This window comes from Rufibacter glacialis, assembly GCF_008271745.1.
GTDB classification, from domain to species: domain Bacteria; phylum Bacteroidota; class Bacteroidia; order Cytophagales; family Hymenobacteraceae; genus Nibribacter; species Nibribacter glacialis.
The window spans coordinates 899,699-913,517 of record NZ_VKKZ01000010.1 but is presented as its reverse complement, the minus strand read 5'-3'; the positions used below and the strand labels follow the sequence as shown (position 1 = coordinate 913,517).

The following is a 13,819-nucleotide window of genomic DNA, read 5'->3' as shown; positions in this document are numbered from 1 at the left end:
TTCGATCACTAAAGTCCACATAGCTGTTTTTAATTACTTAAAAAGACCAGTCTTGGTGTAAAAATTAATAAGCATTTTACGCTGATAATGTAAAAACTTCACTATTATCACTTAATAACAACTAAGATCTTATGTTATTAAATATTTAATATAATATATTATGAGAAAGAAAAAAGTATATAACAGAATAAAATTATCATCTGCTAAAATAAAAAATATTTATGAAAAATGGCTTGAATTAACTCCAGATGATTTAGAAATTAAAAACAATGAGAAAACTATTGATTTTGGAGATGAGACTTGGACTTATGATAATGATTCTGAATTTTTTTCAGATTTCTCAAAGGACTATTATAGAGCAGAATTTTTTAAAACCAAATTCAATGACAAAGTCAAATACCAATTGATATTCTCTTCTACTCCAGAAAATATTACCTATTTAGCAATTGAAGCCCCATCAAGAGCAGAGATCGAAGAAGTTTTTTTTGTTATAGATAAAGATTGGAAGGAATATAGATTACCAGAACCAGAAATAAAAAAAGAAGATGGACCAAAAATTTTTATTGGGCATGGAAGAAACTTTCAGTGGAGGGATTTAAAAGACCATTTAACAGATAAACATGGTCTTTCAGTAATAGCTTATGAAACCGGAGCGAGAGCAGGTCATACAATTAGGGATATTCTAGATGATATGTTAGCAAAATCATCATTTGCAATATTAGTAATGACAGGAGAAGATGAAATGGTGGATGGAAAAATAACGGCAAGACCAAACGTAATTCATGAAACTGGTCTTTTCCAAGGAAAGCTAGGTTTCAGCCGAGCAATTGTGCTCTTAGAAGAGGGAACTGAAGAATTCTCGAACTTATACGGGATCCAACAAATACGATTTAGTAAAGGCAAAATTCGAGAAACATTCGGAGATGTGCTCTCAACCATAAAAAGAGAATTCAAATAAAACTCTTTCCTACAATTAGTACCGAAAGGGAAAAATTTAATAAGATAAAATACAGTTGTAATTAAAAACTTTATGTAAAGTATACAAAGAAGTCGCTTTTACAGCAAGCCTTCTCAAAATTAGCTAATTCATTCACCATTACTGCCTTCAATGAAACCCCTCCTCCTCACCCTCTTCCTCCTAACTACCATCCCCTTCGGCTTTAGCCAAGGGCTCACCAGCTCGCAAATAGACGAATTGGCGCAGCGCACCATGCAGGCGTTCAAAGTGCCGGGTATTTCGGTGGGCGTGGTGAAAGACGGGAAAGTAGTGCACGCCCAGGGGTATGGGGTACGGTCGTTGAACAGCGGGGAGAAAACCGATGCCCACACGCGCTTCGGGATTGCCTCTAACACCAAGGCCTTTACCGCCACGGCGCTGGGGCTGCTGGTAGATGCCGGTAAACTGAACTGGGACGACAAGGTGCAGGACTATATACCCGAGTTCAAGCTGTACAACCCTTACGTGACCGAGGAATTCACCATCCGGGATCTGCTCACCCACCGCAGCGGTCTGGGCTTGGGGGCCGGCGACTTAATGCTTTGGCCGGATTCCAACAACTTCACGCTCAAAGACATCATCTACAACCTGCGCCACCTCAAGCCTACCTCGTCTTTCCGAAGCAAGTATGACTATGACAACAACCTCTACATTGTGGCCGGTGAGGTGGTGGCCCGCGTGAGCGGAAAAAGCTGGGATGCCTTTGTGGAAGAGCGTATTCTGCAACCCCTGGGCATGACCGAGTCAGCGGCCACGTATGAGCGGCTGAAAGACCTAGGCAACGTAATAGACGGCCACGCGGTGGTAGACGGCAAGGTGCGCGTGATCCAGCGCCACCGCTCCGAGGTAGACCACGCCGCGGCCAGCATCTACGCCAGCGTAGCAGATCTGAACAAATGGGTACTGCTGCAGCTCAACCGCGGCCAATACGGCAACGGTCAGCGGCTGTTCTCAGAGGCGGTGAGTAAAGAACTCTGGACGCCCCAAACACTGGTGCCGGTGCGCAGTCCGGGCCCGTACAACACCCAATTCGCCGCCTATGGCCTGGGCTTCCACATCACCGATGTGAAAGGCTACAAGCAGCTGCACCACACCGGCGGCTTGGAAGGCATGGTGACCCAGATCACCATGATCCCGGAGCTGAACCTGGGCATCATTGTCCTGACGAACCAGCAGGAAGGCGGCGCGTTCCGGGCCATCACCGACCAGATCAAAGACGGCTACCTGCAGCTCACCGGCACCGACCGCGTGGCTCAGTACGCCAAAACGCGCCAAGAATCCCTGGCCAAGGCCGGAAACGTCACCGATGCCATCTGGAAACACGTGGCCACCGTGCAGAAGCAGCAGAAAAAGAACCCTGACTACAGCGCTTACCTGGGCACTTACCGCGACCCTTGGCTAGGCGAGGTGGTGATTTCCCGGAAGAACGGCTTGCTCTGGTTTGAAGCCAAACGGTCGCCCAAGCTTTCTGGTCAGATGTTCGCCTACAAAGGCACCAGCTTCGTGGTGAAATGGAAAGAACGCAGCATGGACGCTGATGCCTTCGTGAACTTCGCCCTGGACACCGAAGGCCGCGCCACCGGCATGACCATGAAGCCCATCTCCCCGCTCACTGATTTCAGCTACGACTTCCAAGACCTGAACTTCACCAGACTACCAGATGCTAAACAAGGATTGTAGGGGACAAGAGGCTGTTTAGCGCTCTTTTCTGCAAAACAGCCGCAAAATGGAGGAAGCTTTGAGGCACCTTCTTTGAAGGTTGGCCCGGCAACTTCCTGTTAAAGGTAATTCCTGCTGGTCTCTACCTGTTTACAGCCTGTTTCTCTTAAAACGGGCTGTTAACAGAAGACGCTTCAATGCCCGATTAACTTCCAAAAGCTTCTCCCACCTCTGCATCAGGTACTTCTTTTGTCCCCCTTTGAAGGCCTAGGATGACAAAGGCCTCTGAAGAACCAGCTAACCTCCTAGAAGTAAGGCATAACGATTCTCGGGAATGCCTGATCTGCAGGAGTAAATCCGCGCCATAGTTGAAGCGTGATCCTCGGGAACGCGATGATCAGCACGAGAAATCATCCCCCTTCCCCCTTCAAAAGGGGACGGGATGCGTGCGTTGTCTAGTAGTGGCAGGAAAGTCAGCAAAAGGCAATTTGAGGCTTTCGCCTCACGGAAGTTGCAAACTTCCGGCTATGGTAGGTCCAAGTTGAAAACTTGAACCAGGTTTTTAGGGGATGGATCAGGCTTGCCTTTAAAGGGGAAAGCGACCTTGCCTAATGTTCCTTTGCTAGAGTAGGTGGGGCTTAATGGAAACCAGAACTTGAAGGAAACCAGAAAGAGCATTCATAGAAACTCAGTAGAAGGAAGGGTTGGTGAGGAAAGGGTTGAAGGCCCATAAATAGTCAGAAACATGATTGCCTGCCCATAAAAAAGCGGTGCGCCGTTTAGGGCCTGTTTCTTCTATAACAGGTCCTAAACGGCGCACCGCTGCAGTTTTTAAAAGCTATTTTTTCTTGGGCTTCTTCTTTTTCTTAGTGGCTTCCTCAAAGTCATGGATTTCCTTCATCAGAGACTTCAGGTCAGGTTTTACCTCAGCGGAGAAGTCAATGGTGGCGGTGTAGTCCTGCTTTTCAATGTCCAGCACTTTGATGGGCTTGCCCAGGTATTTCTCAATCTCGTCCAGGATCGGTTTCTCTTCGGGGCTGCAGAACGACACGGACTTTCCTTTCTGGGTTCCGCGGCCGGTACGGCCTACGCGGTGCACGTAGTTTTCCGGCACATCTGGTAAGTCATAGTTCACCACGTACTCCACGCTGGGGATGTCAATACCCCGGGAACTCACATCCGTAGCGATCAGAACTTTCACCTCGCCTTTCTTGAAGCGGTTCAGGGCAGTGAGGCGGTCTTTCTGGTCTTTGTCGCCGTGCAGGGTGTCTGCTTTGATCTCTACGCGCTCCATGGCGGCGTGCACCCGTTCCGCCCGCACCTTGGTGCGTACGAACACCAGGATCTTGCTGCCTTCGTTCTCCTTGATCACGCGCTCCAGGAAGAACCGCTTGTCGTCCATGCCAATGTAGGCCACCGAGTGGTCCACGTTCTTGGAAACCGGGTCTTTAGGCGAAATCTGGATGCGGATGGGCTTGGTCACCAGTGAATACGCCAAGTCTTTGATGTACTCATTAATGGTGGCCGAGAAAAACAGGGTCTGCCGCTTGCGGGGCAGGTGGCGCAGCACGTCCCGGATGTCTTTGATGAAGCCCAGGTCCAGCATGTGGTCGGCCTCGTCCAGGATCAGGACCTCTACGCGTTCCAGCCTAATGTGGCCTTGGCTCACCAGGTCGAACATACGACCGGGGGTGGCCACCAAAATATCCACGCCGTCTTCCAGCTTGGAGATCTGGGGCGCTTGCTCTACCCCGCCGTACACCGTCAAGGTATTAACGCGGGTGTGCTTGCCCAGGGTCTGGAACACCTCGGTGATCTGGATGGCCAGTTCGCGGGTGGGCACCATCACCAGGCATTTGATGCCGTCCTGGCGGGCGTACTGCTTGCGTTCATGCAACATGTGCAGCACCGGAATGGCAAAAGCCGCCGTCTTGCCCGTTCCCGTCTGCGCGATAGCCAGCACATCTTCCCCTTTCAGGATAGGCGGAATGGCTTTGAATTGGATATCAGTGGGTTTCTTGAAGCCCAGTTTCTCCAGGCTTTTCTTGATGGCGGGGTTGATATGGTAATCTTCGAATTTCATGGTCAGCGGTGTTTCGGCCGGGGCCGAGGTGATAATCCATTTCTCCTTTGTACGAGTAGCACAAGCAGAAACAGTTTGCAAAGGTGCGATTTCTTTCTGGCTTTTACCGAATAGCCCCTTCGCCCGCCCCTAATTTGAGGAACAATACACTCTTTTATAGGTAGGTGCCCACTAAGGTTGTAGGCGGAGCCGGTTTTGGCACCCTTTCTCCAAAAACGGCCTGAAAACCCGAAACCTCCCTGCGCCTCATTCCTCTCCAAAGACTTTGGGGACACCAAGGCATGTCCTCCTGGAAACACCTCAACCCGAAAAGTCTACTCGGCCTACAAATGGCAAAACCCACCCATCCCCAACCGCCAGGAGGAATTGCGCTAAAAGGGCTTCCCTCTTTCCAGAAAACACCCTTTCCTCCAAAAAGGGCCAGGAAACACAGCTGAGGAAGGTATTTACTAACGGGTTCATTTGTCAGAAAAATACTACTTAAGTCACTGTGCATTAGCAGTATTGCTTTTCCTGTTAAGTTTAGTATTTTGGGGCCACTTTCCCTAAACCGCCGCCAAAACAACTATCTACCCTATGAAAAAAATCGCCTCCCATGGCTTGATCCTCCTCTTTGCCTTGTCTGTTGTGTTCCATGTGCTCGTGCTATGCTCGGTAATCCCGTTTACCATAGTGGGCGGTGGGCGCATCACCACCCAGGAGGAAATGTATGGCGTGGAAACCACCGTACTGGCCCTGAACCTGTTGTTCCTGCTAATCTCTTTACTGGTGACCGGTTATATCAAATGGAAGTTCTCGCCCAGAATCTTGACCGCCGCCCTTTGGGTGATGGTGGTGGTGTTTCTACTGAACACGGTAGGCAATTTCTTTTCCAACAGCTATCTTGAGAAACTCATCTTCACCCCTATCACCCTGGTGTTAGCCGTTTTCGCGGCCATTCTGGCCTTAGACAGAAACAGCCAGCAACCGGAGAAAACAAACCAGCTGAAGTTTTCTCACCGTCAGATAAAGCGCTAATATTGCGCATACGCCAGGTCTCTCAAGCCCAGGCAGCAGGAAACACGGGGCTTTTAGACGGCCTTCTGTTCCTCGGTTTAGCACCTAGAAGTGACTTAATCACCACCCAGCCTTGACCCTGACTTTTACCTTCCAGCTTACCTGCCCTACGCTCCTGCTCTGCTTCCTGCTGCTGGTAGGGTGCGCCAATGATCATAAGAAGCCCGCTCCCCTCTTCGGAAGCAGCAAAAGCAGCGCGAATCACCCGGCCGTTCCTCTCTTGAATTACAGTGTGGTAAAGGCCTATCCGCATGACACCACCGTTTTTACCCAAGGCTTGCTGGTGCATGAGGGCCATCTGTATGAAAGCACCGGCTCCCCCGAGTACCTGCCGCATTCCCGTTCTATGATAGGGGTCGTGAACCTGGAAACCGGCACCCTAGAAGTGAAAGCAGAACTGGACCGGCAAACGTATTTCGGCGAAGGCATTGCGGTGCTACACGGCAAGATGTACCAGCTCACTTACCTGACCAACGCCGGTTTCGTGTATGATTTGCCCAGCTTCAAGAAAACGGGGCAGTTCACTTTCCCCAGCAAGGAAGGCTGGGGTATGACCACTGATGGCACCCACCTGATCATGAGCGACGGCACCAACCGGCTGACCTACCTGAACCCCACCACCTTTAAAGCAGAAAAATACCTGGCGGTCACCGAAGGAACGAATGCTTTGGAGAACCTCAATGAGTTGGAGTACATCAATGGCTACCTGTATGCCAACGTCTACACCACCAACACCATTGTCAAGATTGACCCGGCCACTGGCAAAGTGGTGGCCAAGCTAGACCTCTCCTCCCTGAAAAAAGATGCCAAAGCCAAGCAGCCCCGCGCCCTGGAACTAAACGGCATTGCCTATGACGACGCCACTGATAAAATCTATGTGACCGGCAAACTGTGGCCCCACCTGTATGAGATTAAATTCCCCCACTAAACCCTTCCTGAAAACGCGGCACGCACCATGTGTCTCTCCCTTGTTTTCCCTCTCCATAAACCAGGATTTATTCACATAAACCTAAACCTCTCTGCGCTTCTGTTTGTTTCTTAGGTAGACAAGCCGAAGAAGATGGAAAACACAGATTTCAATGCTGGCCAACCTGGTGACACCAGAAAAAGAATAGTTCAGGCCTTTGTAGAGCACGTGCTGCAGACCGGTCGCCCCCCCGCCTCCGTGTTTAAGTTCGCCCAAGACCTGGGAATTTCAGAAGAGGAGTTCTACCGCTATTTCACCTCGTTCCAAGGCGTGAAAAGCGACGTATGGGACCAGATCTTTGACGAGACCTTCGCCATGATGCACGCCCAGGAAGTCTACCAGTCCTACTCTGCCAAAGAGAAGCTCCTGTCCTTTTATTACACCTGGGTGGAAGTGCTCAAGAAACACCGAAGCTACCTGCTGGCCCTGTATGAGGGACACCCCAACCTGCATAAGATCACGCCCCAGGAGGTAAGAAGCTTCCGGGAGAAATTCAAGGAGTTTGCCAAAGGCCTCATCCAGGAAGGCAAAGCCGAAGGCGAGATCGTAGACCGCAAATATATCTCTGACAAGTATGACGACGCTTTGTGGCTTAAAACGCTGTTCCTCTTTCAGTTCTGGCTTAAAGACACCTCGGTGTCCTTTGAGAAGACCGATGTGGCCATTGAGAAGACCGTCACCCTCGCGTTTGATCTGATAGGAAGAACCGCTCTGGACTCTTTCGTGGATCTGGCCAAATTCCTTTACCAGTCTAAATAACCCTTCATGAGCAGTACCCAACCAGAACAAGACCATATTCCTACCTCCAAAGTACAGCGGGCCTCTAAATTCATTGGGGCCGGCGCCAAAGTAGGCGGAAACTACATCAAGCACTACGCCAAGAAGATGGTGAACCCTTCTTTAAGCAAAGAGGAACTACACGCCAGCAACGCCGAAGACATTTACGCCTCCCTGAGTGAGCTCAAAGGCAGTGCCCTCAAAGTGGCGCAGATGATGTCTATGGACAAGAACCTTCTGCCGCGCGCTTACCAGGACAAATTCACCATGGCCCAGTACAGCGCGCCGCCCCTCTCCTATCCGCTGGTGGTGAGGACCTTCCAGAAAGCCTTTGGGGTAGCGCCCGAGGTTCTATTTGACACTTTCACCACCTCGGCGGTGAACGCCGCCTCCATTGGGCAGGTGCACCAGGCCACCAAAAACGGCCAGACCTTCGCGGTGAAGGTGCAGTACCCCGGCGTGGCCGACAGCGTGACCTCAGACCTGCGCATGGTGAAACCGTTCGCCCATCGGTTGCTCAACATGAACGAGAAGGAGATAAACCACTACATGGAAGAAGTAGAGGAGAAACTGCTGGAGGAAACGGATTACAAGTTGGAGGTACAACGGTCCACGGAGATTTCCCAGGCCTGTCACCATATCCCGCACCTGAACTTCCCCACCTATTACCCGGCCCTCAGCAGCGCGCGCATCATCACCATGGACTGGCTGGAAGGCGACCATCTCAAAGAATGGCTCCAGACTAACCCCTCCCAGGAAGACCGGAACAAGATTGGGCAGGCCCTCTGGGACTTCTACCACCACCAGGTGCACCTCTTGAAGAAAGTACACGCTGATCCGCACCCGGGCAACTTTATTGTGCAGCAGGGCGTGACCTTGGGCGTGATTGATTTCGGGTGCGTCAAAGTGATTCCAGAGGATTTCTACAGAGGCTATTTCTCGCTGATCAAAAAGGATTCTTTGCTGAACGAAACCCAACTGAACCAGATTTTCTTTGACCTGGACTTTATCAGCAGCCTGGATTCCCCTGAGGAGCAAGCCTATTTCAAGGGTGTTTTTAAGGAAATGATCGCTTTGCTGGGCAAACCTTTCCATGCCGCCACTTTTGACTTCGCTGATGACGCGTACTTCAGCCAGATTTTCGCGCTGGGTGACCGGGTAGCCCGGGACAAGATGTTCCGGAACTCAAGGCAGGCCCGCGGCTCCCGCCACGGCTTGTTCATCAACAGAACCTACTTCGGGCTTTACAGTCTCTTGAACCAACTCAAGGCCCATATCACCACCACCAAACCAGAATGGCTGCAGTAATCGCAGCCATTCTGGTTTTAGGCCATTCCATGAGGCTAACATGAAAACTGAAGTCCAAGCAAGAGCGGAGATTCAATATATCTCTTTGCTGTGCACGCATTCCGTCCCCCTTTGAAGGGGGTTGGGGGATGAAAAGGCCGTTTGAAGAAGTAAAAGCAGTTATTTGAAGTAACCTGCTTAGGAGAGCTACAAAACCAAAAGGTAAGATTGAAGCAAGGGGAGTAAAATTACCCGGCAGCTGGTTTTAAGGATAAAACCAACAGCTACGAACCTTATAAAAGATGAAGCCAGTGCTGTTTGGGATTTACCAATCCCGAACCATTCTGTCGGGGATTTTTAAATCCCCAGTACACGAGATGCACAAAAACGGGGATTGATAAATCCCCAGCAGGTGACATCCAGATTTATAAATCCGGATGGGCAAAAAAGACTACAAAGATGATCCTCTGGAATGCCTGAGCAGCACGAGCATCATCCCCCTACCCCCTTCAAAGGGGGACGAAATGCGAGGAAGCTGTTTCTAGGCTTGTTCCTTAAAGGCCAACCCTGTGGGGCTAGCCGTCCTTTTGCCCCTCTTGGGACAGTTCCAAGGCAGATCTCGGAGAAAAAACAGGACTGTTTCACCTGGACCTGGTTCAAGTTTTCAACTTGGACTTAAAATGACCGGAAGTTTGAAACTTCCGTGAGGCGAAAGCCTCAAAAACGTGTGCTGAACTAGCAGCAGTAACCAGTATATCAGAATGCCTTAACCTTATCTATTTCTAAAAAGGAGGCGAAACGTGAGGAACCCAATGGTTTAGGTGGCATTTCCCGAAAACTAACAGGAAACCCTTGCTCAAACCGTCTTCCTTTTACACTAAAATCAGAACCTGGAGGAGCATTATTATCAGCGAGAAAAACTTTAGATACCCATAAACGAAATATTTATAACAATTTCAGTTATAAATATAAATTTACCGTAGTAGGCTATAAACCAAACACTTCCAAACCTATGACAACAAAAACTGCCTCTCTTCTTATTGGGTTTACTTTCTTAGCGGTGGGTTTATTAGGATTTGTGCCTAACCCCCTCATAGGCGATACCCATAATGCCATTTTCCATACCGATGCGGTGCATAACCTGGTGCACATCATCAGTGGAGCCTTGTTTGTTTTGGTAGCCCTGGCAGCCCCAGAACGGGCGGCAACCTTTCTTAAGGTATTTGGGGCAGTGTACTTTCTGTTAGGTGTGATTGGATTGGTGACCATTGGGTCGGAGGGCATGACCATGCTACTGGGCTTCCTGGCCATCAATGGCGCAGACAATTACCTGCACCTGGGCCTGGGCATTGGGATATTTCTGGCAAGCATGCTACCCAGAAGAAGGATTGCCGGCATTGGGTCAAGAATCTAAACTCCGCGTCTCCTATTGAAAGAAAGCGTTTGAGGCCTGTTTCTGAAGAAATAGGCCCCAAACGCTTTCTTTTTTATACACCTCCGGGATTTGTACTCCCAAGGGCCAATTTTTTAATTCAAGCTCAGCACCAGGTCATCCGCTGACACCAAAGTACCATCCAGGAGGTGCACATCAGCGATGACCATGTCATCTGGGGCGGTCACGGTGGTTTCCATCTTCATGGCTTCAATGATGAACAAGGGCGTGTTCTTCTTCACCATCTGGTCTTTCTGCACCAGCACTTTGGAGAGCAGGCCTTGCAGCGGGGCACCCAACTGCTTAGCGTTCCCCGCCTCCACTTTGCGGTGCGACACTTTCTCCACCTTCACGGTTTTGTCGCGCACCTCTATGTTGCGGGTCTGGCCGTTTAGTTTGAAGAACACCGTGCGGTTGCCGTCCTCGTCGGGCTCGGTCATGGACATATACTGCACAATGATGGATTTGCCGCGGGCCATGTCAATGATGTATTCCTCGCCTTGCCGCATGCCGTAGAAGAAAATGCGGGTCGGGATTTTAGAGACATCCCCGAACTGGATCTGGTGCTGGCGATACTCTTCCCACACTTTGGGGTACAGCTGGTAAGACAGGAAATCGGTGAAGGGGCGATTTAGGCCGTGTTTTTTCTGAAAGGCGGCAAAACCACCTTCCAGGTCAATGGGCGGCAGGTGCTCGTTCGGCTTATCGGTGTAAGGTTGTTCTTCCTTGAGCACCAGTTTCTGCAACTTCTTCGGGAAACCGCCCTCGGGTTGGCCTATGTCGCCTCTGAAGAAACTCTGCACGCTCTCCGGGAATGAGATCTGTTCGCCACGCTCCAGCACATCCACGGTGGTGAGGTTATTAGACACCAGGTACAGGGCCATATCACCCACCACTTTGGAGCTGGGGGTCACCTTGATCACATCCCCGAAGAGTTGGTTCACGTCCGTATACGTCTGCTTGATCTGCTCCCACTTGTCGCCTAGCCCCAAGGCCTGCGCCTGTGGCCGAAGGTTCGAATACTGGCCACCCGGGATCTCGTGTTGGTAGACTTCGGCGGTGCCGGCTTTCAGGCCACTTTCAAACGGATAATAGTACTCGCGCACGGTTTCCCAGTAGTTGGAGAACTCGTTCAGGCTGGGCATGTCAAAGGCCTGGTGCCGCTCCTGGAACCGCATCATCTCCACCACCGCGTTGAAATTGGGCTGCGACGTGAGCCCCGACATAGAACCCAGGCAGACATCCACCACGTCTACGCCCGCTTCAATGGCTTTGAGGTACGTAGCCGCCTGCACCGAGGCCGTATCATGGGTATGCAGGTGGATGGGCAGTTTCACGGTATCCCGCAGGGCCTCTACCAGTACCTGGGCCGCGTATGGTTTCAGCAGCCCGGCCATGTCTTTGATGGCGATGAGGTGCGCACCCGCGTCTTCCAGCTGTTTGCCCAGCCGCAGGTAATAGTCCAGCGTGTACTTGGTTTTGGCGGGGTCCAGAATGTCACCGGTGTAGCAGATGGAGCCTTCGGCCAGGCCGCCGGTTCGTTTGCGCACGAAGTTGAGGCAGGAATCCATGCCCTTCATCCAGTTGAGCGAATCGAAGATGCGGAAAATATCCACGCCGGTCTCCCAGGATTTCTCCACGAAGGCTTCAATCAGGTTGTCTGGGTACGCTTTGTAGCCCACGCCATTGGAGCCCCTGATGAGCATCTGCAGCAGAATGTTGGGGATGGCCTGCCGCAGCTGCGCCAGCCGATCCCAGGGGTCTTCGTGCAGAAAACGCAGGCAGACGTCAAAGGTGGCTCCGCCCCATACTTCCATGCTGAAGGTCTGCGGGTGCATTTTGGCGTATCCTTCGGCCACTTTCAATAAATCAAAGGTACGCATGCGGGTGGCCAGCAGACTTTGGTGCGCGTCGCGGAAGGTGGTATCAGTGTAGTGGATTTTCTTTTCCTGGCGGAGCCACTGCGAAAAGCCGTCGGGGCCAAGCTCCGTGAGCAGATCTTTGGTGCCTTTGGGGTAAGACGTGCTTTTAGGGAATTCAGGAATGTGTGGTTTCTCCAGCGCCCGGTAAGGGCCTTTCACCTTGATGTCGGGGTTGCCGTTCACCATGATCTCCGCAATGAAGTTGAGGATGCGGGTGGCCCGGTCTTTCCGTTTCTGGAAGAAGAACAGCTCGGGATGGTCTTTCACGAAGTCAACGGTGGCGTTGCCTTTGATGAACTCGGGGTGGGACACGATGTTGTGCAGGAACGGCATGTTGTGGCGTACCCCGCGCAAGCGGAACTCATCCAGGGTGCGCTGCATCTTGATGGCCGCGCCCTGCAACGTATTGTCGTGCGCCAGCACTTTCACCAGCAGCGAATCAAAGAAGGGGCTCACCTTGGCGCCCTGGTACACGCTGCCCTGGTCTAACCTGATCCCGAAACCGCCCGCACTGCGGTAGGCGATGATGGTGCCGTAGTCGGGCTTGAAGTCGTTCTCGGGATCTTCGGTGGTCACGCGGCACTGGATGGCAAACCCCGTGGGGATGATGTGGCGGTCGGGGCCCAAGTTGATCTCCGGTGCAGACAGCGGATAGCCGGCGGCAATGTAGATCTGGGTTTTGATGAGGTCTACGCCCGTTACCATCTCCGTGACCGTGTGTTCCACCTGAATGCGCGGGTTCACCTCAATAAAGAAGATCTCCTCGGTGTGCGGGTTCACCAGGAATTCCACGGTGCCCACGTTGTTGTAGTTCACGGCCCGGCAAATGCGAAGCGCATACTCATACAATTCCTCGCGCAGGCGGTCTGACAGTCCCATGGCCGGGGCCACCTCCACCACTTTCTGGAACCGCCGCTGCACTGAGCAGTCGCGTTCAAACAGATGCGTGATGTTGCCGTGGTTGTCGGCCACTACCTGCACCTCAATGTGCTTGGGCCGCTCCACGAATTTCTCCAGGAACAGGGTATCATCGCCGAAGGCTTTGGCAGCCTCGTTCTTCGCCTCAAAGAAGCCTTTCTCCAGTTGCTCATCGTCCCGGATGATGCGCATGCCCCGGCCTCCGCCCCCGGCGGCCGCTTTGAGCATGATGGGGTACCCGATCCGGTTGGCCTCAGACAGGGCGATGTCCATATTGGTTAAATCACCGCGGTTGCTTTGGATGAGCGGCACGTTGTTTTCCAGCGCCACTTTCTTGGCCGCGATCTTATCGCCCAGGGCGGCCATGGCGGCAGGCTTGGGCCCGATGAAGAGAATCCCGTTGTCGGCGCAGGCCTGGGAAAAGTCTTTGTTCTCAGACAGGAACCCGTAACCCGGATGGATGGCGTCTACGTCGTTGTCCTTCGCGATCTGGATAATCTCATCAATGTTGAGGTAGGGTTGCAGGGGCTGGGTGTCTTTGCCTACCTGATAGGCTTCATCTGCCTTGTAGCGGTGCAGGCTGTAGCGGTCTTCATAGGTGTAGATGGCCACGGTTTTGATGCCCAACTCATTGCAGGCCCGCAATACCCGAATCGCGATTTCGCCCCGATTGGCGACGAGGAGTTTTTTGATGTTCATGCAGCAAGGATTAGAAGTGAAG

General features: G+C 51.7%; 9 protein-coding genes. 7 read left to right on the top strand and 2 right to left on the bottom strand.

Translation table 11 applies throughout. The features are described 5' to 3' along the window. Window positions 1–160: 160 nt before the first annotated feature. Window positions 161–958, top strand: a complete 798-nt coding sequence (locus tag FOE74_RS04585; protein ID WP_149097401.1) for a TIR domain-containing protein — start codon at window positions 161–163, stop codon at window positions 956–958. 150 nt (window positions 959–1,108) lie between these two features. Continuing rightward, complete coding sequence (locus FOE74_RS04580; RefSeq protein WP_149097400.1) at window positions 1,109–2,677, top strand: serine hydrolase; 1,569 nt, start codon at window positions 1,109–1,111, stop codon at window positions 2,675–2,677. A gap of 817 nt (window positions 2,678–3,494) precedes the next feature. Here the strand turns inward: FOE74_RS04580 and FOE74_RS04575 are convergent. Further along, window positions 3,495–4,739 (bottom strand): DEAD/DEAH box helicase, encoded by a 1,245-nt coding sequence (locus FOE74_RS04575; protein WP_149097399.1) that lies wholly within the window; start codon window positions 4,737–4,739, stop codon window positions 3,495–3,497. Window positions 4,740–5,315: 576 nt separating this feature from the next. On the opposite strand from FOE74_RS04575, the gene FOE74_RS04570 reads away from it, so the two are divergent. The 5 genes from FOE74_RS04570 to FOE74_RS04550 all read left to right on the top strand — a co-directional run bounded on the left by FOE74_RS04570 (window position 5,316) and on the right by FOE74_RS04550 (window position 10,240). Then, window positions 5,316–5,756, top strand: coding sequence for a hypothetical protein (locus tag FOE74_RS04570; RefSeq protein WP_149097398.1), 441 nt, complete (start codon window positions 5,316–5,318; stop codon window positions 5,754–5,756). Window positions 5,757–5,868: 112 nt separating this feature from the next. Then, window positions 5,869–6,723 carry a glutaminyl-peptide cyclotransferase gene (locus tag FOE74_RS04565; RefSeq protein ID WP_225840639.1) on the top strand — a complete coding sequence of 285 codons (855 nt, stop codon included), beginning with the start codon at window positions 5,869–5,871 and terminating at the stop codon, window positions 6,721–6,723. A 132-nt stretch (window positions 6,724–6,855) separates the two neighbouring features. Continuing rightward, on the top strand, window positions 6,856–7,521 hold the full coding sequence (locus FOE74_RS04560) for a TetR/AcrR family transcriptional regulator (RefSeq protein ID WP_149097397.1): 666 nt from the start codon (window positions 6,856–6,858) through the stop codon (window positions 7,519–7,521). Window positions 7,522–7,527: 6 nt separating this feature from the next. After that, window positions 7,528–8,847 (top strand): ABC1 kinase family protein, encoded by a 1,320-nt coding sequence (locus FOE74_RS04555; RefSeq protein ID WP_149097396.1) that lies wholly within the window; start codon window positions 7,528–7,530, stop codon window positions 8,845–8,847. 991 nt (window positions 8,848–9,838) lie between these two features. Then, on the top strand, window positions 9,839–10,240 hold the full coding sequence (locus tag FOE74_RS04550) for a DUF4383 domain-containing protein (RefSeq protein WP_149097395.1): 402 nt from the start codon (window positions 9,839–9,841) through the stop codon (window positions 10,238–10,240). 113 nt (window positions 10,241–10,353) lie between these two features. Here the strand turns inward: FOE74_RS04550 and FOE74_RS04545 are convergent, their stop codons facing one another. Continuing rightward, complete coding sequence (locus FOE74_RS04545) at window positions 10,354–13,797, bottom strand: pyruvate carboxylase (RefSeq protein WP_149097394.1); 3,444 nt, start codon at window positions 13,795–13,797, stop codon at window positions 10,354–10,356. Window positions 13,798–13,819 lie beyond the last annotated feature (22 nt).

Excerpts from the sequence above, each read along its gene's own strand:
- FOE74_RS04545 (WP_149097394.1), bottom strand. The coding sequence starts at position 13,797 with ATGAACATCAAAAAACTCCTCGTCGCCAATCGGGGCGAAATCGCGATT.
- FOE74_RS04580 (WP_149097400.1), top strand. The coding sequence starts at position 1,109 with ATGAAACCCCTCCTCCTCACCCTCTTCCTCCTAACTACCATCCCCTTC.
- FOE74_RS04585 (WP_149097401.1), top strand. The coding sequence starts at position 161 with ATGAGAAAGAAAAAAGTATATAACAGAATAAAATTATCATCTGCTAAA.
- FOE74_RS04555 (WP_149097396.1), top strand. The coding sequence starts at position 7,528 with ATGAGCAGTACCCAACCAGAACAAGACCATATTCCTACCTCCAAAGTA.
- FOE74_RS04570 (WP_149097398.1), top strand. The coding sequence starts at position 5,316 with ATGAAAAAAATCGCCTCCCATGGCTTGATCCTCCTCTTTGCCTTGTCT.
- FOE74_RS04550 (WP_149097395.1), top strand. The coding sequence starts at position 9,839 with ATGACAACAAAAACTGCCTCTCTTCTTATTGGGTTTACTTTCTTAGCG.
- FOE74_RS04575 (WP_149097399.1), bottom strand. The coding sequence starts at position 4,739 with ATGAAATTCGAAGATTACCATATCAACCCCGCCATCAAGAAAAGCCTG.
- FOE74_RS04560 (WP_149097397.1), top strand. The coding sequence starts at position 6,856 with ATGGAAAACACAGATTTCAATGCTGGCCAACCTGGTGACACCAGAAAA.